Genomic DNA, 19092 nt, shown 5'->3' on the forward strand with positions numbered 1-19092 from the left:
TTAAGACATGAAAAAGCGAGTTGGAGCGTTAGCCCTGATGGCAAAACTATTCAGATAACCCACAGGATCGCTGGGGTCGAAGCCTTTCTTATCTATAAATACTTCTGGTGGTTCGACCTTGTAATCATCCTTGGGACATTCGATTCCCATTTCCGATGCTATCTCCCGATATAAATCTGTTCTCCAACCTTGTTCGGCAAGTTTGTCGGCATTTTTGGGGAATTTATGAATTTGTCCCCACCGCGCTGCTTGTGTCATTAACCAGATACTTCTAGATCTCCATAAAAATGTGGAGTGTTCTCCTGGCTGTTTGGGAAGGTTGTCAGGAATATCGAAGAAAATCGTGGTGTCAGCAGCTTGAATAGTGCGGTCTTTGCCGTCAAAGCCGCCATAGTTATAGTTACCGAGAATTCCGGGACTTGTGAATTTTGCAATTGGGGCATCTTTCTTTTTGGGTTTAGCACCTGTAAAGGAACGTTCTGTAAGCAGTTCGGCTACTTCTTGACGGTTTTCTACTTTGCTGCAATATTGACAAGCTTCAATCATCGCCTTGACGAGGGAACGATAGGTTTTGGGATATTTGTCAATGAAAGATTCCATCACGCCCAATAAACGATCTGGGTGTCCCAACCAGACTTCTTTACCTTGTGCAAAGGTAAAGCCGATGTTTTCGTTACCTGTTATTGCTCGTGTATTCCAGGGTTCTGCAACCATGTAAGCTTGCATAGCACCAATCCGCACGTTTGTTACCATTTGGGGGGGCGGAACGATGATGATCCGAAACTCCTTCAGCGGATCGACACCAGCGGCGGCGGATATGTAGCGGACAAAGTATTCGTAAATAGCAGAACTTAAAACTACCGCCCAAACTTTGCCTTCTGACGGCTGCTTGTCAAAGTAGCCTCGAAAATCGCGCCCAAAGGCTTCTAGCGCGCCATCGCCATATTGTTCTTGATACTCGTACCACGGACGCAGCCCAAAATCCCACATGGCTTTGTTCATCGTCATGGCGTTACCGTGGCGATGGATGGTCATAGCTGCACACAAGGGAGCGTGGCGTGCGCCTTCAGCACCAATTCTGGCGTTGGTGACGGCACCGGATACTACGGGTGAAGCATCCAGACGACCAAATATTAAACCGTCGCGGGAAGTAGCCCAACTCGCTTCGCGGTTGAGTGTGACGTTCAAACCATATTTGCGGAAGAAGCCTTTTTTCCAGGCGATCGCAAATGGCGCACAATCATTAACGGGAACGTAACCAATGGTAAGGTCGGATTTTTCTAGGTCTTGGGATCTAACTACTGGTTGTACAGCTAAGGCTTCTTCAGTTAGTCCTTTAGCGGATCTATCTCCTGAAATCCCACAGGAAGATAATGCTATTCCCGTTGTGGTTGCTCCGATTCCTTTGATAAAGTCTCGTCGAGTCCAGTTATGATCGCCCATTCTTGTAGCTCCACTGGTGATTAATTACTCACGCTCTAGGTGCAGAGGATCGTTAAATTTTGCTGTTCTGAACGCAGCCAAATTTTGTTAGTTGGAAGTTGTAGGGCGATGGGTAACAAATTCTTGGATTTTACCCACGGCGTAATCTAAAATTAATCCAGTTAAGCCAATTATAAAAACGGCTAAAAATACTGAACTTAGGTTTAAGCGGCTCCATTCATCCCAAACAAAAAAGCCGATACCAACACCGCCTGTGAGCATTTCTACGGCAACGATTACCAGCCAAGCTATCCCCAAACTAATTCGTAAACCTGTAAAAATGTACGGTAAACTTGCAGGCAAAATTATTTTTGTAATCCGTCGCCAACGCGGCATTTCCAAAACTCGTGCCACATCTAAATAATCTTTGGGAACGCTAGAAACTCCTAAAGCGGTATTAATAATTGTCGGCCATAGGGAAGTAATAAATATCACAAAAATAGCAGAAGGATCTGCTAAGTTGAAAATTGCTAAGGCGATGGGTAGCCAAGCTAGAGGCGATACGGGTTTAAAAATTTGAATGATCGGATTAAGTGCTAGCATTGCCGGTCTGGACATACCAATTAGAAATCCCACAGGAATCGCTACTACAGCACCTAACAAAAAGCCCAGTAATACCCGACGCAGACTTGCTATCAACAACCAACCAATTCCTAAATTGCCTGGGCCCCTCTGGTAGAAGGGATTTAAGATGTAGTCTAGATTCGCAATTAGCGCTTCTGGTGGAGTGGGCATTAACTCATGATTGGCAAGTGCAATAATCCACCACAACACTATTATTCCCAAGAAGCCCAATACAGGTAAAAAGAAAACATCTCTAAAGATGACAGGTTTTGTCTTTTTCCAAGCGGCTTGTCCAGCGATCGCCGCGATCGCTGCTAAATTTAGTTGAAATATCATTTTACGACCCCAACAGATTTAAGTGCAGGTACAAAAAAATGAGCAGTACCAGGCTTGGACACTGATGAGATCGGAACATTATAAAAATGCCGTCTCTTCAGTCTCCTCCCAATGCCTACGAAGTTAGCTGACGGGCTAGGGCTGAGAGATGCCCTTCTGAAAGAAAGTTATGAGTTATGAGTTATGAGTTACTAAATTTTATTTAATTCCTAACTCTTTACTCTCAACTCCTCACTTTCTATGAGATACGCCCCACAATTTGGTTCCTCCGTTCCAACATCACGCACTGCGATCTGTTGAATTAGGCTGACTTACTCTAATTAAATATGAAGCTATGTAGATTATAACATTGATATACATAATATAACATCCATGCTTCAGTGAAAGTATCTGTTTTCCGAGCTATATTGTTACTTTTATTACTCACATTAACTAGCTACCCTGACTTTTCGGTAATCCAGAAAATTTATAATTTTGGTTATCTTGTGAATTAAATTCTTGCACAGCTAGCTAAATACTTTCACCAGGTCAACCATCAAGGCTGTTAATGGCTAGATTTTAAGTTTGCTAAAATTAAGATGTATATTATACCCTTTAAATTTTGTATACGGGCATTAATCTAGCTAATGAAAGAATCTATAGAATCTCTTTCTTTTGATAGGTGAAATATATTACTAATTTTGGTAAAACACAGCTCTAGTCGCTAAACTATTGGGATATGGAAGTTTACTCATCTATCTCCTAGCTGAATTTAACATAATGGATTTTAGTCAACTACTGGCTGAAAAAACAGATACTATCCTTGAAAAATGGATTTTAGCAGTTCGCAAGGATAGACGGATTGAAAGTGCTGATGACCTATCTTATACAGCGGTAAAGGATCATATTCCTGATGTTTTGAAAGCTATGGTGACAGTTCTTTCAAAATCTCAAGAGAATGATATTCAGTCAATGGTTATTGCCAGTTTTCAGCATGGAGCGATTCGAGCCGAACAAGGCTTTGATCCAGCAGAAATTGCCAGAGAATATCATCTGCTGCGAACAGTAATATTTGATGCTCTACAAGCAGATTTATTGAGTGGAACACCTGTAGAGATAATTCGTTCCATGCGTTTGATTGACGCTATTATAGACGAGGCGATCGCTCGATGTTTCAAGAGTTATGTTGACGAACGCTTGCGGGAATTACAGCAGTTGCAAGCATCACTAACGCTCCACAATGAAGAACTCATGCGGCTAATTAGCGCTAATCAAGAGTATCTTTCCCAATTAGCCCACGAATTAAAACATCCTCTAACTTCTATTATTGGTTATTCGGATCTGTTTTTACGCCAACAACGACGAAAGACTGAGATCAAAGACAAATCTACCAATTTAGAACATATTGAGCGGGTACTACGCAATGGTAGACAATTACTCCATCTAATCAATGATGTATTAGAACTTTCGCGCTATGAGGCAGGGCAGATAAAACTCCAATTAGCACCTACCGATGTGCGTGAATTAATTGATAATGTGTGTGAAATGTTGGAACCTTTAGCTACGGGAAAAAATTTACAAATTGTAGTCGATTGCGATCGCATCCCGGAAAAATTGATTACAGATGCTTTTCAATTGCAACAGATTGTTACAAATCTTATTAGTAATGCGATTCGTTATACAAAGTCGGGGACTATTATTATCATGTGTCAGGTGTTGGAGAAGCAGAGATGGGCGATCGCAGTTTCTGACACTGGAGTTGGCATTGCTCCCGAAAACCAAGCCCAGATATTTGAACCCTACTTTCGCGTGAGTTCTAGCGATCGTCCCTATCTTCCTGATAGTACAGGATTGGGGTTAGCGATCGTCTCGCGCTTAGTAAAACTATTGCAAGGTGAAATTAACCTAGCCTCGCAGCTAGGCGTTGGTTCTACTTTCACCGCAATTTTTCCTTTAGAAGTGGAATTTTAAAAGGGCGACTGGAAGTCGCGGCTACACAAGCAAAGTCCACCTCCGTGGACTAATACAAAACCAAGGATTTTAAACCCACGGAGGTGGGTTTTGTCTGTATAGCCGCGATTTCAGTCGCCGGGGCTTTTCTTAGGGATGGTGTCTACCATCGCCATTTCTATCTTTCGATTTCATCTATTTCTTTAGGAACCCCCGCAGTTAATACCTCATGTCCCCCAGATGTAACTAACACATCATCCTCAATCCGAATGCCAATCCCAACCCATCGAGGATCGGTCTGTGGCTGGTCTTCTGCTAGTTTGGTATCTGGGACAATATATAGTCCTGGTTCCACTGTCAAAATTTGACCTGGTTGTAAAATCTGTGGTTTGTCTTCACCATGCTGATAAACACCGACATCATGGACATCTAAACCTAACCAATGGCTGGTGCGGTGCATATAATATGGTTTATATTTCTCTTCTTCAATTAACTTATCAATTTCACCTTTGAGAATGCCAAGTTCGACTAAACCTTCTGTGAGAACGCGCACTGCTGTATCGTGAACTAACTTGAAAGGATTACCTGGTTGGATTTGAGCGATCGCTTGTTTTTGTGCCTTCAAAACAATCTCATATAACGTCTTTTGTTCTGGCGTAAACTTACCTCCCACAGGAAATGTCCGCGTAATATCGGAGTTGTAATAACCGTAAGCACAACCGGCATCAATTAGCAGTAATTCTCCATCCTGCATTTGACGATTATTTTCAATGTAGTGGAGTACACAAGCATTTACACCAGAAGCCACAATCGAAGGATAAGCCGGCCCTAACCCACCCCGCACTCGAAAGATCCGTTCCATCTCCGCCTGGATTTCGTACTCATAACGTCCCGGTGCGGCGATTTCTTGGGCATAATTGTGTGCTTCGGTGGCGATCGCAGCTGCTTGACGCATCAATTCCACCTCAGCTTCGCTTTTGATCAATCTCATACTGTTGAGGACAGGGCCAGTATCTTCTATAGCGATCGGCCCTGTACCGCGCTTCGGATAAGTCCGCAATAAACTTTGATAATGTTTGAGGATTTGATCGTTAAAATTGCGATCGCGTCCTAAATGATAATAAATCCGGCTGGCTTTTTCTAAATACTGCGGCAACTTTTCATCTAACTCGCTAATCGGGTACGCTTCATCAGCACCATAAATTTCTTTGGCTGCATCTACCCCACAAAGATAACCAGTCCATACTTCCTTTTCGCGATCCTTGGGTTGGACAAACAGCACAAATCGATGTTCTGAATGATGGGGCGCTAACACTGCTACTGCCTGTGGTTCATTAAAACCAGTCAAGTAAAAAAAATCACTGTCTTGGCGATAAACATACTCGACATCGTTGTGCATCACTGCCATTGGCGCACTGCGAAAAATGGCTGTTCCATCACCAATTTTTGCCATTAATTGCTCGCGACGCTGCCGATATTCTGCTTGCATAGTTGATGTACTTTTAAAAGTATTGTATTATTTTACACTTTTAGCAACTAACAGATGTACAGATAATGCCTCTTAATAGTTGCTAATCTAAGTTATTCTAACCAATATTTGTTTCCACTCAAGTTATACAGCAGAATGCAGAATTCAGGAGTAAAAGATACTTTATACCTGGGTAACACAATTAGCTTGTATACCTCACCAACTTGAAATCTTGTGGTTATCAAATGATTTAGGATATTCCTGAAGTTAAATCAGTTTTAAACATTTATTTTATACAAATTTTGGTATTTCATAAATCTAACAACACACAGTAAAAAATATGTCTACTCAACCCATAATAAAAAAAGCGATCGCTTACGTAACCAATAAAGATGAATTAATGGTGTTTACACATACTGATTTTCCTGACGCTGGCGTGCAAGTACCTGCTGGTACAGTTGAAGAAAGTGAGGAGCCATCTGAAGCTGTGCTGCGAGAGGTTTATGAAGAATCTGGTGTTAAGGGAGTTTGTATTATTGAGTTATTGGGTATTTATCAGTACAATATGACTCCCTATCGCAATGAAATTCAAGAACGTTATGTTTATCATCTCGAATTAACTCAGTCTACACCATCTACTTGGCGGCATTGGGAAATACATCCAAGTACGAGCAAAAACCCTATAGCCTTTGATTTTTATTGGGTTAAATTGGATAGCTCAAATGTAGCTCTAGCTGGTGGTCAAGGTCATTTTTTATCTAAGCTTGTTCGCAAAACAAAAAATAGTGGATTTTCAACCAATACTTGAGAAAGTGCCAAGAAAACAAAGTTAAGATTATACAAATCTATTAGAAATAATGTAGCGATCGCTTCTATCTTAATGAAGTCGATCTAATTAAACATTAAATAAATTTCTAGCCTGCCCTGGCGAATGGAATAGAGCCTCCGGCACGCTGACGCGTAGCTTGCTTCTCCGTAGGAGTACGCGGCTATACAAACAAAACCCACCTCCGTGGGTTTCAAGTTCTTCGAGTCCGCGTAGCCGCGATTTCTAATCGCCTGGTATATTTACTTTAATTTATTTACGCCTAGCTACCTAGTATGTTTCTAGTTTTAGAAAAAATATATGACTAGTGTAGATATTTTTATCTGACTGATTACCAGTTAAAGATACAAGTAGATTTTTGATGCAACATTTAAATGTCAAAGAAAATAGATAAAGTAATCTTTTTTTATCTATAAACAATCATGTATAAGTTACAAAAAAATATTTCATAATTGCTTATATAGAACTTGAAAATTTTAGGGCAATAGTTTAAAACAAATATTTATATTCAAAGAGTGACATTAATAAAGAAAAAATAGTTATAAAGAAATCTTGAAAACCAGGTAAATGTTATTTCGTTACAGAAAGAGATTGCCAAAAAAAGTTAAAAAAATATGACAGCCAATAATAAAAATTAACCATGCCTGAAAATACAAATTCCTCACCCTTAGCTTTGAATACATCTCGATTAGCATCAGATTCTTTTGCAAAATCACAAATCTTGACAGATTCTTTTAAGAGTTTAAATTATGATTTGGGGTTTGGAAATAAGAGTTCTTTTCTAGCACTAGAAAGTCAGCCGCCAACTGTGCCTGTTAAAACGTCAGCAAATCCCAATCCTAATCCTTACTTAACTAGTGCGGCGATTACTCCTGACTTTAACGGTGATGGTAAAACAGACAAAGTTTGGGTCAATTCTTCAACTGGTGAGATTATCATTCGGTTGATGGATGGCACAACAGTCGTCGAACAGGGTTCTTTGGGTCAATTTGACCTATCTGCCTATGATTACAAAATTGCTGACTTCAATGCTGATGGCAAAACCGACTTCTTATTACGCAATAAGACAACCGGTGAGAATAGCGTTGTCCTGATGGATGGCACCAAAGTTGGTAGTGCGGCTGCTCTAAGTAGCGTTGATCCAGCCTGGAGTCCTCAGATTGGAGATTTCAACGGCGATCGCAAAACCGATATCTTCTGGCATAATGCCACAACTGGGGAGAACGCTATTTGGGAGATGGATGGCACCACAGTTCTGAATGCAACTGTTCTAGACCCTACAGACACAGCACTAACTCCTACCATTGTTGATTTCGACGGCAATGGCAAGAGCGATATCTTCTGGCGCAATGGCACAACAGGCGATAACACCGCTTGGTTTATGGATGGTACGCAAAAGACTGAATTTGCTCTACAATCACAAGATGCCGCCTGGACTTCTAGCCTTGGTGATTTCAACGGCGACTTTAAAACAGACATTCTGTGGAGAAATGCCCAAACAGGTGAGAACAAGGTTTGGACAATGAGTGGTATCTTAGTCACAGAGGGTGCTTTGGGCACACTTGACTCATCCTGGACTTCCAAAATTGGTGACTTCAACGGTGATGGCAAGACCGATATCTTCTGGCACAATGGAACCACAGGTGCGAACACCGCTTGGTTGATGGATGGCACAACAGTTGCGACTGAAGCTTTCTTACCAGCTAATAACGCGGCCTTGACACCATCCCTTGGCGATTTCAACGGCGATGGCAAGACTGATATCTACTGGCGCGATCAGACAGCAGGTACAGACAACATTTGGACTATAAATGAAACGACAGCAGTTGAGACTCCCATCAGCGATGCAGATAAGCTGACCGGAGAGTGGTATACGTTCTAAAATCAGAATTCAGAATTTCTGAATTCAGGAGATGGAGGCAGGAGTCATTATTTTCCCCCTGCTTCCTCTGCTTCTTTCCCAATCATCTTTATTCAAAATTTGTAACTCAAAACCTGAATTTCCCCTTTTTCCGGCAAATCTTTAGGGCTAATGGAAATACTATCTCCATTGCTACGCCGCACTGTCATCCCTTGCATCAAGGTCAGAAAATTATCCAATGGCGAAAGATCGCACTTAGCAGCATCAGCCGCTTGTGTACGGTAATGAGTCGGAATCACTAACTTGGGATTTAAAACTTGAACAGCCTGCTTTGCTTCCTCAGCATTGTAGGCTTTTGCACTGCCTCCCACTGGAATAAATGCCACATCGGGACGCCCCATCAAGATTTTTTGCTCAATGGAAATGGGTGCAGCAGCCCCGCCTAAGTGTAGGATATTAATTCCGCCTTGCTTCCAACTCCAAGCGGTATTTAAGCCAAACTGCTTACCACCTTTGCGATCGTGGTCTATGGCAACTCCTTGGAATTTAATGCCTTTGAACTCGTAAACTCCAGGTTCGTAGATCAGTTTTGCATTTCCCGGTAGTACATCCACGGCACCTTCATCTAGCAGTTGGCTGCTAATCAGCACCAAATCTGCTGCAACTTTTGGGGGACGATATCCAGCAGTACAGCCGACCGTCCGAAATGGATTGACGAGAACTTTCGCACCACCACCAGTAAAAAGAAAGCAAGTATGACCCAACCACTTAACTGATAAACCGCTAGATTGTGCGTCAGCTTGAGATTCAGAACCCAAGGTAGTAACCAAAGCTGTTACCAACCCCGCCCCAGCATAGCCCATCAACTGTCGTCGTTTCATTAATTATGCTCTTGACTGTAACTGTTCCAGAAAATTTCGCAATAACTGTTTTCCTGAAGATGTCAGGACACTCTCTGGGTGGAACTGGACGCCCTGAATGTGAGGATAGTTCCGGTGTCGCACTCCCATAATGGTGTTATCTTCAACCCAAGCGGTGATTTCTAACACATCTGGGCAAGTCTCACGTTCGATTACCAAACTGTGATACCTGGTGGCGGTTAGAGGATTTTCTAATCCCCGGAAAACTCCCACTCCAGTGTGAGACACCTGAGAGGTTTTGCCATGCATCAACTCTGGAGCAGGAATTATTTTACCACCGAACACTTGACCAATGCTTTGATGTCCCAAACAGACACCCAAAATTGGTAACTCTTGTCCTAGCTGTTCAATCAATGCTAAAGAAATACCAGCATCTTCCGGGCGACCAGGCCCAGGAGAAATAACCACAGCTTCCGGCTTTAATGCCCGAATCTCATCTACGGATATCTTATCGTTACGAAAAACTTTAATATCATTTGCCACTGGGAACTCTGATGCCAATTCTCCCAGATACTGCACTAAGTTATATGTAAAACTGTCGTAATTGTCGATAACTATAATCAAAGCTCATCACTCCTGGTTTTTACCACTCATCAGTTGTAAAAAGCATAGATAAGTATCTCATGCTATTTGTTCGTTAGGTGTAAAAATAACGCTGACGTAGACACGTAAATATAAAGCGGCTACTCTGCGGCCACTTTCTAAAGATTACCAAGAATCCTTTAGCCAGGACGCTTGGTGCGTTGGCGTAGCCCGTCGTAGACATCGCACGACTTAAATTTTGAATATATTTTGCAAAGGGGATTCGGACAGAGTGTGAGTCAATTGGCAATGCCTGCGCTAATTGCTCGCCTACGCAACATCACGTTTACAAAGCCGATATAATTAACCTTACCAGAGGGGGGAGCAATAGCGTACCTGCTACTAGCATCGCTACAAAAGCAGAGACAAGGACTGCACCAGCCGCACAATCTTTAGCAATTTTTGCCAACTCATGGTATGTCTGCTTAACGGTTAAGTCCACAACGGACTCGATCGCTGTATTTAGTAACTCTAATGCCAAAACTAAACCACTAGTTATACCAATTACAGCTATTTCTACCGCTTGCAGATGCAAGAAAACGCTTAAAGCGATCGCCATTGCACAAACACTTACGTGAATGCGAAAATTACGTTGAGTTTGAAAACTATAGCTGATTCCAGCCCAGGCATATTTAAAACTAACAAATAAATTAGAGGCTACTTTCCAGGAGAATTCCCGTTCGTTAGACACCAGTGTTTGTAACGAGGTAGGCGTTGGTGGAGAAATTTTTTGGGACATAGACTTAAAAACACAAGAACAGAGTTGCTACAGTGGGAATATTCGCCGATCTTAATGGCAGAATTAAATTTGAGGCAATCTTTAGGCAATTTTCCACAGAAGTATTATAAAAGTATTACCCAAAATTGACATTAAGAGATACATCAGCTACTGCTATTCCATGTCAATAGCAATACCTATTGCATTCAGCAATCCCACTTGCTGTTTTAACATTCGCTCCAAACTTTTTTTATCAGGATGATCCCAGCCCAACAGATGCAATAAACCGTGAGCAGCTAACCAGGCTAGCTCAGTTGGTAAGCTATGTTCCTGTTGTTGAGCTTGGCGTTCTGCTGTATCTACAGACACAATAATATCACCTAAGTATAATGGGACAGAGGCAAGCATTTCTTTGCTTTGAGGAAAATCCACCTCTAAAGCTGCAAAGGCTAAAACATCTGTCGGCTTATTTTGCTGACGATATTGAGCATTCAGTTCTTGAATTTGTAAGTCATCTGTCAAACGCAGTCCGATTTCATAACTTGGCGCTGGTGGAATCTGAGGCTGAAGTATTTCCAACCAGTGATTAAACCAGTTTTCCCAAGTTTCAGGGGTAATTCGGGCATCAGTCTCGTCAATCTTTACAGATGTTGTCGGGGACAACTCATAAAAATACTCCTCCACATATAGTTCAACTCTCAGGGGCACACAGTCTCCTTGTCTGAGGTTTACGATTTGTCGTTAGTGAGTGAGGTAAGCAAGACCAACAAGCAGAGCTAAAAGCCCTACAGCAGTCAATCCAAAATGCTTTAGGGAAGTTCCACCCTTCCGCACCATGTTTCGCATGGCGAGTTTGACGTAGCTAGGTTGAGGTTCTGTTGAAGGTGAGTTGCTCATAGTTATTTGTCTACAGACTCTTTTATAACTGTAACAGTTGGTCTGGGATAGAATTGCGATCGCCCATATATTGCTAAGGCGTTTCTCAGTGAAACGCCTTAGTAATTGGGATTTTATGTAATGAGTGCCTTTATGCCAGAGTGTTTTCTACTAGTTTATTTTCTTGGCGCAGATAAGCTTGAATGAATGTATCAAGTTCGCCATTCATTACATCTCCAATCGCTGTTGTTTCCGTGTTTGTACGCAAATCTTTTACCATTTGATAAGGGTGAAACACATAGTTACGGATTTGGTTTCCCCAAGAGGCTTCCACCATATCGCCACGGATTTCGGCAATTTCTTGGGCACGTTGCTCCTTGGCGATGACCAACAGCTTTGCTTTGAGGCGATTTAGGGCTTTTTCTTTATTTTGCAGCTGCGATCGCTCTTCTGTACAGCGCACGGCAAGACCAGTAGGAAGGTGAACAATCCGCACCGCAGTTTCTACTTTGTTGACATTCTGCCCACCTTTACCACCAGAACGAGTTGTGGTGATTTCCAAATCTTTATCTGGAATATCCAATTGCACAGAGTTGTCAATCTGTGGCATCACTTCCACCCCTGCAAAACTGGTTTGTCGCTTGCCGTTGGCATTAAAAGGTGAAATCCGCACTAAGCGATGTGTACCCATTTCGGAACGCAAGTAACCATAAGCATAGCGACCAGTAATTTCTAGGGTTGCCGATTTAATTCCGGCTTCATCACCCTCCGACTCTTCAGCTAAAGTTACCTTATAGCCGTGAGCTTCGCCCCAACGGGTGTACATCCGCATCAGCATAAATGCCCAGTCTTGAGCATCTGTGCCACCAGCACCAGCACTAATCGTCAGTACAGCACCTTCCGCATCATAGGGGCCAGAAAGTAACTGTTGTAACTCCCATTGATCAAGGTCACGATTCAGTTTAGTGATGGTAGATTCAGCTTCTTGGAGTAGTGCCTCATCGGTTTCTAACTCCAACAACTCAACAACTGCCTTAGTATCTTCTAGATTGGCGTGCCAGCGATCATATTGCTGAAGATGGGCTTTCAGGTCATTGAGTTCTTGTAGCGTTTGTTGGGCTTGGGTTTGCTCATTCCAAAATTCTGGTTGAGCAGATATTTTTTCGAGGTCTTGAATTTTGGCTGTCAGTGCAGGTACGTCAAAGATAGTCCTGGGTTTTACCCAGGCGGCCAGACAACGTTTCGATTTCGCGTTTGAGTTCTAGGACATCCATAATGCTTGCTAAATGATAGATGGAGCGCTTTAAATTGGAAAATTGCTCTTTATTCTACTTGTATTTATTAATTTTAGCTGTAGTTGGGCAAATTCCTCTGCATCACTTGGTAAGTTCCAAAAATTACTTGAAATTATCAAGCGCTTCTTTGGTAAGAAAAGTGGTTTAATTTTGTTGCAGATAGGCTTTGATAAACAAATCAATTTCACCGTTTAAGACTGCTGTCGCAGCAGGTGTTTCTAAATTAGTGCGTAAATCTTTCACCTGAGTGTAAGGATGCAAGATATATTCACGGATGAGCTTGTTGGATAGGGATTTTATCTGCCGGGGTTGAATTTCGTCAATTTGCTCGACAATTTGGGCTAGTGCGATCGCAAACAGTTTACTCTTGAGAATAAATAATACCAATTCTGTATGAAGATGCGCCTATAGTGCAAGAAATAAAAAACGAACCGCCAAGACGCCAAGTACGCCTTCTCTACGAGACGCTTCGCGTTGGCGAAGCCTCTCGTAGAGAAGAAATAAGAAATTAAGAGATTTAGCGCAGCTTCACAAAGAAATGGTATAAGGCTTTCTCTTTGTTTCGCATCTGACTGCGCTCTCGATCGGAAAATACACTAATCCCGGTAGGAATATGTAAACACCCGCACCCATGTTTCTAGGCGGTTGACATTCCCCTGATGGCGCGGCAAAGTAATTGCTTCTCTGGAATCTCAAAATCAATAGACTCATCTAAAATAGGGCTGACTTCTACACTGGCTAGGCAAGTATGCCGCCTGCCACTAGTAGTTCTAGTGCAGCCTTGATATCTTCTAGAATGAAGTGCGATCGCTGATATTGTTTCTTTGTAGTGTTGAGGAAGTCAATTTCTTGAAGTATCTGATAGAAAGTGACAGAATTATCCCAGAAAGTAGCTTGAGAAATTGATTGATTCAAGTCCTCAATTCTTGCACTCAGTTCTGGGAGTTCAAAGACAGCCTTTAGCCTTGGTCAAGATATTAGACAACCTTTCTACTTCGGTTTTGATATTTAAGAGTTCAAGAATAGTTTTGCTCACTTGAGGCTTAACTTCATCTACATATATTACTGTTAAACGGATGAAAAAAACCGTGGCTGCGAAAAATTTAACCACGGTTTCACCTTATAAAAATTTACTTGTGTTAGCGTCTACAGACAATTAATCGCGGCCATTGATGGCAATTAGCAACCGCAAGATAAAGACGAACAAGTTGATGTAAGTCAGGTACATCGACAAAGCAGCAGGCAGATATTGGTCATCGCTGTAAGTGCGGGGCAAGATGTAGAAATCGACAACAGAAACCCCAACAAATAGGAATACTCCTAAGCCGGAGATGGCAATTTCTAACCAATTTGGCGTGTAAACACCAAACATAGCTAACCCAAATTGCGCTAAACACACAACCACCAAGGCAATGACACCAAGATTGATTGTTTTCGTCAAAGCCATCCCATCTTGTTCAGAAAGATTTGAACCTATTTGACGGGCAGCAATAAAGGTGACGCCACAACCAAGGGCAGCCAACCCAATGCCTTGAATGCCAACACCTTGGGATCTCAAAGCGACAAATATCAAGCCACTGAGGGTATATCCAGATAAGAGGCTGTAGGTTGCCAACAGTGGTAGTGCAAGCCCCTTGTTACCTTTTTGAGCAACATTTTGGGCAACAAAGAACAAAATTAACTCCAAAATCACCGCACCGATGAAGGTGGGAAAGAATATTTCGGGGTTAGTACGGATAACTCCCAAACCGCCGTAGGTTCCTAATGCCGTTAGCACCAATCCACCACCGACGTAGGGGAGGGCGTTGGCAATCACGTTTGGGCCAACGAGAGCGTGAGATTTAGCCTCACGGATAGCTTCACGAAAATTACTGGTATTGCTCATATTGAAAAACTGTTTTTTAGGAAAACGTTGTGCTTATTCCTATTGTTACCAATCTTTGCGGTTAACAGCCAAGGATTTAATATTGCTGCAAAATCTGAAAGGTAGCTTCGTTGTTAAAAATTGGAATCCTCTGTCTCTGGCGATTCCACTGGATCTTTAGTACTGATAGCATACTCTTTAGCCTTGATTGCAAAGGGAAAAGGCAAAGGCAGGGAAACATCATTGGCAAAATAAGGCCAGCGACTCCTGAGAGAGTGGACAAAGTGAGCTAGCTTGTCGCCCTTGATTTCTGGGTGATGAATCAAGGCTATTTCTAAGATTTTGGCTCTTCCAGCTTGCCTGCTGCCATTATCAAGGCGAGACTGATTTTTTTGTAATATTGTTGTGCCTCGTTCAGTATACAACGCCTTTCTAACGCTCAGGTAGAGCGATCGCTCCCCATCATCACACACACCCTGCCATCGGTAAACTCCACTAGTTCGGCTCCCAGGAGAATCTTTAACAATAGCGACTGGTACTTCACCACTATCTGCAATTCGTAAGCGCACAACCCATAGACGATTGATTTGTTCTTGTGAAAGGTACTGTTTTAGTGCTTGCAGTGGATCATTAGTCAGTAAATTTTGGTTTTGTAGCCAGTTCAGTATTTTGCGGGCATTTAGTGCTTCTGCCATAAACAGCACACGCGGAGGTTTATTATCACTAATTGGAGTATTTAAACACTCTTGCAAACATTCAGCAACGAACTTATTGATTAGCCTTTGTTCTTTCGTTTGCTCTTTGCGCTTTTGTTCATCATCAAGCTCTTCATTACTTTCATCATAAGAGTTAGAATTCCAGTCTTCATAAAGAAGATGCGCAAGTCCAACAGGATATGATATCCAGCCTTGTTCTTTAAATAAATCAGGAGTTGTTAATTCTACTTTAGCTGTTATTGGATTAACTCTGATCATCAAAACAACAGTTTTGGGAATGTTTTCCGCATTGGTTTTGCGGGTGCGGCGTAGGACATAAAAGCACGTTAACCAGACATCAGGATCAATGCCATCTTTTTTAGAATTAATTAAAGGAGTATCAGGTAAAATCCCAAATTGTCTTAGTAAGTCTGATACTGCTCGTTTTACTGGTTCCAAACCAGATTTCTTCAGTTTTTCTGCATCATTTTCGGTGGTTATTCGGTGAATGTGTTGATTGAGATAGCCTGCCTTCATTGCTCCAATTCGCCACGCCAACTTGGGATCAGCCTCGGATATACGAGGTTTGCGTCTAATTTCGATTAATGCCCCACTTAGTTCTTTAGTTTGGGGTAGAAACGCGGTAATTTGATTAATACGCTCTACTAATAAATTAGGACGTTGCTGTTGATAAGTTTTCCTTGCTTCAGAAAAATGTTGAATTTCCAGGTCTTGTGTAAGGTCGCCAACATGTTGAGTCTTGATACACAGAGAACCGCAGGAACCTTGATAGATATTTTCTACTTTTGTGGGTGATAAATACAGTAACTGGCAAATTTCAGCAATCAGTGCATTACGACATTGTGGAGTTTCCCACAAAACAAGTATGGTGCGAAGAGGATTTTCAGCTTCACGAAATACTGCTGGTGCTGCTAGTTTTGGTCGCAGCATTGGGGTGTGTGAATGATTGGGGTCGTCAGATTTCTTGGCTTTTTTAGGCTTGGGAGATTGGATATCATCGTCAGCAAGGAGAGGAACAATTTTCTGTTTGGGTTTATCTAAAGGCCAGAAAATAAAAACGTTACCTGTCACCCTCTCAGCCTCACCCACTCTCTGAACAGGAAGATGTGCTTCAATAGCTTGATCTAAACTAGCCAAATCTTGTGGACTGACACCAGCAAAACAGAGTGGTTCTCCTAATTTAGAAGTGTAGGCGATCGCAGCTTGGATACCACTAGGAATTGTGTTGACACCTGACCAGTTATGATTTGGGTTAGAAACGAAATTATTTGCGTCAGGAAGTTGAGAGTCATTGAGAGAAAAAAGATTGCTGATGGCTTGAGGCCATTTCACTTCTCTTCCATAACGGTTCATCATCAGTGGAATAAAGCAAAAAGATTGGCGTTGACCATCTAACCACCGATGGTTATCACCAATATGAGCTTTCACACCTGGATAAGGCACATAATTCAAAGGTTTTGTCAGCCAACGTCGAATTGATAAATGATGATAAACAATAGGTTTTTCGCGCCAGGGAACTGTTTGCAAAACAAACTCAATGACAAATGAGATGTATGCTGTTTCTGTGGTTTCCTTTGCTTTTGTTACCGTAACTTCACTGGGAGGCCATGACATCAACTCAGCACCTTGGAGGCTGACCACTCGGTAAAATGTCAGTTCATACTGCTCATCAACACCAAAGGAAACTCTTGGGTTTTCGAGAAACTTCTCAGCAAGGTAATCTGGAATTGCTTGGTAAAGGTTGTTTGTTTCGACTTTGTTTTGAGGATGGAGTAATTCATAGGTTTGTGAATCTTCCCATCGCCAATCATTATTATTCAGATTTGCAAGTTGTGACTCAACATCCTCCAAGGAACTAAATTCTTCTATTAACCAATCTTTGATCAAATTACCTAAGTCAGAAAGTTCTGTGGTTTCTGTTGCTAATAACCAAGGTACATTGCCTTTTTGCCAGCCATCACGCAAAGTCTTGATAATTTTGGGAAAACTACCAACTACCAAGGGATCGAGGGAATAAACTGGTACAGCCCGATAACTTTTACCTTGGAGTCTGGCACGCTGTTGAGCAAGGTTGTTGGCGACTTGTCGCCATGTAGTAGGGACATAGATTGCATAAAGTTCGCATATTGGATTCGTTGCAGTAAGTTCCCAAGCACCAGGAAGAATAACTTTAGTCATAGTTTAAGTTTCTTTCTCTCATTTGTTTCAACGCATTTAAAAAAGCTCCATAGAGCGATCGCGCCAGCACATCCTTACCTTCTACATAGGGTTCCAGCACCTTGATGATGGCAACCAAAAGTGAAGTACTTTCGCTGTCTTGTTCGTCAATGGCTGAATTTGGCGCGAATTTCACATCCATAAAATGAACTACTGCTGGTACTCCACCACGCACCAAACGCCCGATGATTTGCCAGATACTTACTAACTGAGTCCAGCAAAGTACCGATCGCTCTCCTTGTGTTAGTTGCTTAAAAGCCCATGCTGTATAGTTCAGATTGACCATTTCGGCAACAGCATTCTGGTAGAAGATATCTGCAACCTGAGTCAGGGTTAGGCTTCCCGATATTGATTGAGCTTCTTCATAAAGAGTGGAGTCTTTTTCGTGCTTTAGCGCCCAAGCGTTGAGTTGCTGAACAGTAGATTGCCAGTTATCAGGGATTGGCATAGGTCTATTGAGGAATAACACTGCACCAAATGCAGCTTTACCTTGAGCATTCAAGATGTTGTGACCCCGTTCTAGAGCCATCAAAGGAGCAACTACAATCTGGGTGGGTAAATGTTGTAAATTCCTGATTTCGCTTCGCAGAATCCCATGAAGATGAGTAGGAGCATTGTCGCGCCGGAGGGTGGCAATACCGTCATCGTTGATGTTTACATCGAAACGGTAGCGCGATTGTAAAATAGACGTGACCCGCTCCGATTCATCGTAACTACCCACAACAATCAAGATGCGATCGCGATCGCTCCACCATTCAGGTTGCTGTTGTTTTCGCTGTTCTAAATCCTCAAATACCTCATCTAGAAAACTCTCTCCACCTCTTACCGAGTAGCACATAGCTTCCACCATTTCTTTAGCAGCAAGTTTGCGTCTTGCAGGTGGTAATCCTGATAAAGCAATATAGTTGGCTTGCGAATTCTGTTTGGGACTAAAGAAAAATTGACTCTCAGCTATACCTGCCTCACCAGTTCTAGATTGCAACAATATAGTGGGTTTTATGTTGATGTGATAGGCAGGCGAACCCGGAGCGTAGCTAGTACCTGATATCAAAACAGTATGTGGGCCCTCCCAATCGTCAACTGCAAACAGTTTCGGGAAATTTAACAGTAACGCACGACCTACACCTACATAGCGGAAATAGTCCAACTTACCAGCTTTTTTAGCGCTACGTTCTTGCTTATACAAAAAACCTAAAATATTTCCCACTGGCGATTCTGGTAAAACTGGGAGGAAGTCATCTGGTGGACGATGTAAAAGGTCTTGGCTTGAGTCGTGTAAGTTAATTACCCGACCGAGGTCGCTCAGATTATCAACTATAAAACCCAGGCGGTTGTCGAGTATGGTGACTAAAATCGCAAACTGGAGATTTCGGCAGGGGAAACGCACCTTATTTCCTAACAAAAACTAATAAGGATTTCAAAGTCATCTATACAAGTG

17 protein-coding genes and 1 riboswitch are annotated in these 19092 nt (G+C 42.2%); of the genes, 3 read left to right on the forward strand and 14 right to left on the reverse strand.

What is annotated here, in order from left to right:
- Positions 1–1443 (reverse strand): ABC transporter substrate-binding protein, encoded by a 1443-nt coding sequence (locus tag HWQ42_RS21880; protein ID WP_292816094.1) that lies wholly within the window; start codon positions 1441–1443, stop codon positions 1–3.
- Positions 1444–1530: 87 nt separating this feature from the next.
- On the reverse strand, positions 1531–2382 hold the full coding sequence (gene ntrB, locus HWQ42_RS21885) for a nitrate ABC transporter permease (RefSeq protein ID WP_292816096.1): 852 nt from the start codon (positions 2380–2382) through the stop codon (positions 1531–1533).
- A 97-nt stretch (positions 2383–2479) separates the two neighbouring features.
- A riboswitch (cyclic di-AMP (ydaO/yuaA leader) is annotated at positions 2480–2700 on the reverse strand.
- A gap of 441 nt (positions 2701–3141) precedes the next feature.
- Between ntrB and HWQ42_RS21890 the strand changes: the two genes are divergently transcribed.
- Positions 3142–4332, forward strand: a complete 1191-nt coding sequence (locus HWQ42_RS21890) for a HAMP domain-containing sensor histidine kinase (RefSeq protein ID WP_292816098.1) — start codon at positions 3142–3144, stop codon at positions 4330–4332.
- Between the two features lie 157 nt (positions 4333–4489).
- Here the strand turns inward: HWQ42_RS21890 and HWQ42_RS21895 are convergent, their stop codons facing one another.
- The gene (locus tag HWQ42_RS21895; RefSeq protein WP_292816099.1) at positions 4490–5800 is read right to left on the reverse strand and encodes an aminopeptidase P N-terminal domain-containing protein; all 1311 of its coding nucleotides are present in this window, start codon (positions 5798–5800) and stop codon (positions 4490–4492) included.
- 319 nt (positions 5801–6119) lie between these two features.
- Here HWQ42_RS21895 and HWQ42_RS21900 point away from each other — a divergent pair, with 319 nt between their 5' ends.
- Both HWQ42_RS21900 and HWQ42_RS21905 read left to right on the forward strand, forming a co-directional pair.
- On the forward strand, positions 6120–6587 hold the full coding sequence (locus HWQ42_RS21900) for an NUDIX domain-containing protein (RefSeq protein WP_292816101.1): 468 nt from the start codon (positions 6120–6122) through the stop codon (positions 6585–6587).
- 658 nt (positions 6588–7245) lie between these two features.
- Positions 7246–8487: a VCBS repeat-containing protein gene (locus HWQ42_RS21905; RefSeq protein ID WP_292816103.1), complete on the forward strand. Its 1242-nt coding sequence runs from the start codon at positions 7246–7248 to the stop codon at positions 8485–8487.
- 92 nt (positions 8488–8579) lie between these two features.
- Here the strand turns inward: HWQ42_RS21905 and HWQ42_RS21910 are convergent, their stop codons facing one another.
- The 11 genes from HWQ42_RS21910 to HWQ42_RS21960 all read right to left on the reverse strand — a co-directional run bounded on the left by HWQ42_RS21910 (position 8580) and on the right by HWQ42_RS21960 (position 19041).
- Positions 8580–9347 carry an MBL fold metallo-hydrolase gene (locus tag HWQ42_RS21910; RefSeq protein WP_292816105.1) on the reverse strand — a complete coding sequence of 256 codons (768 nt, stop codon included), beginning with the start codon at positions 9345–9347 and terminating at the stop codon, positions 8580–8582.
- Positions 9348–9350: 3 nt separating this feature from the next.
- The gene (locus HWQ42_RS21915) at positions 9351–9950 is read right to left on the reverse strand and encodes an aminodeoxychorismate/anthranilate synthase component II (protein ID WP_292816107.1); all 600 of its coding nucleotides are present in this window, start codon (positions 9948–9950) and stop codon (positions 9351–9353) included.
- A gap of 304 nt (positions 9951–10254) precedes the next feature.
- A complete protein-coding gene (locus HWQ42_RS21920) occupies positions 10255–10707 on the reverse strand; it encodes a diacylglycerol kinase (protein WP_292737380.1) in 453 nt (150 codons plus the stop codon).
- A 153-nt stretch (positions 10708–10860) separates the two neighbouring features.
- Positions 10861–11388: an rRNA maturation RNase YbeY gene (gene ybeY, locus HWQ42_RS21925; RefSeq protein WP_292816126.1), complete on the reverse strand. Its 528-nt coding sequence runs from the start codon at positions 11386–11388 to the stop codon at positions 10861–10863.
- 39 nt (positions 11389–11427) lie between these two features.
- Positions 11428–11583 carry a DUF3285 domain-containing protein gene (locus tag HWQ42_RS21930; protein WP_094350437.1) on the reverse strand — a complete coding sequence of 52 codons (156 nt, stop codon included), beginning with the start codon at positions 11581–11583 and terminating at the stop codon, positions 11428–11430.
- Positions 11584–11713: 130 nt separating this feature from the next.
- A protein-coding gene (prfB, locus tag HWQ42_RS21935; RefSeq protein ID WP_292816109.1) for a peptide chain release factor 2 occupies positions 11714–12836 on the reverse strand; the annotation gives its coding sequence in 2 pieces (ribosomal slippage) (positions 11714–12763 and positions 12765–12836; 1122 coding nt in all).
- 165 nt (positions 12837–13001) lie between these two features.
- Positions 13002–13244 carry a hypothetical protein gene (locus HWQ42_RS21940; RefSeq protein WP_292737384.1) on the reverse strand — a complete coding sequence of 81 codons (243 nt, stop codon included), beginning with the start codon at positions 13242–13244 and terminating at the stop codon, positions 13002–13004.
- Positions 13245–13595: 351 nt separating this feature from the next.
- Positions 13596–13772, reverse strand: coding sequence for a hypothetical protein (locus HWQ42_RS21945; protein ID WP_292816111.1), 177 nt, complete (start codon positions 13770–13772; stop codon positions 13596–13598).
- Between the two features lie 241 nt (positions 13773–14013).
- On the reverse strand, positions 14014–14742 hold the full coding sequence (locus HWQ42_RS21950) for a Bax inhibitor-1 family protein (RefSeq protein WP_292737388.1): 729 nt from the start codon (positions 14740–14742) through the stop codon (positions 14014–14016).
- Between the two features lie 113 nt (positions 14743–14855).
- Positions 14856–17615, reverse strand: coding sequence for a DUF3962 domain-containing protein (locus HWQ42_RS21955; RefSeq protein ID WP_292816113.1), 2760 nt, complete (start codon positions 17613–17615; stop codon positions 14856–14858).
- Positions 17608–19041: a hypothetical protein gene (locus tag HWQ42_RS21960; protein WP_292816115.1), complete on the reverse strand. Its 1434-nt coding sequence runs from the start codon at positions 19039–19041 to the stop codon at positions 17608–17610. The genes HWQ42_RS21955 and HWQ42_RS21960 overlap by 8 nt, the downstream gene beginning before the upstream one ends.
- Positions 19042–19092: the final 51 nt, after the last annotated feature.

Origin of the sequence: Nostoc sp. JL23 (genome assembly GCF_017115065.1) — a bacterium.
Classification (GTDB): domain Bacteria; phylum Cyanobacteriota; class Cyanobacteriia; order Cyanobacteriales; family Nostocaceae; genus Nostoc; species Nostoc punctiforme_A.

Coding starts and splice junctions, on each gene's coding strand:
- HWQ42_RS21880 (WP_292816094.1), bottom strand. CDS start 1,443: ATGGGCGATCATAACTGGACTCGACGAGACTTTATCAAAGGAATCGGA.
- ntrB (WP_292816096.1), bottom strand. CDS start 2,382: ATGATATTTCAACTAAATTTAGCAGCGATCGCGGCGATCGCTGGACAA.
- HWQ42_RS21890 (WP_292816098.1), top strand. CDS start 3,142: ATGGATTTTAGTCAACTACTGGCTGAAAAAACAGATACTATCCTTGAA.
- HWQ42_RS21895 (WP_292816099.1), bottom strand. CDS start 5,800: ATGCAAGCAGAATATCGGCAGCGTCGCGAGCAATTAATGGCAAAAATT.
- HWQ42_RS21900 (WP_292816101.1), top strand. CDS start 6,120: ATGTCTACTCAACCCATAATAAAAAAAGCGATCGCTTACGTAACCAAT.
- HWQ42_RS21905 (WP_292816103.1), top strand. CDS start 7,246: ATGCCTGAAAATACAAATTCCTCACCCTTAGCTTTGAATACATCTCGA.
- HWQ42_RS21910 (WP_292816105.1), bottom strand. CDS start 9,347: ATGAAACGACGACAGTTGATGGGCTATGCTGGGGCGGGGTTGGTAACA.
- HWQ42_RS21920 (WP_292737380.1), bottom strand. CDS start 10,707: ATGTCCCAAAAAATTTCTCCACCAACGCCTACCTCGTTACAAACACTG.
- HWQ42_RS21930 (WP_094350437.1), bottom strand. CDS start 11,583: ATGAGCAACTCACCTTCAACAGAACCTCAACCTAGCTACGTCAAACTC.
- HWQ42_RS21950 (WP_292737388.1), bottom strand. CDS start 14,742: ATGAGCAATACCAGTAATTTTCGTGAAGCTATCCGTGAGGCTAAATCT.
- HWQ42_RS21955 (WP_292816113.1), bottom strand. CDS start 17,615: ATGACTAAAGTTATTCTTCCTGGTGCTTGGGAACTTACTGCAACGAAT.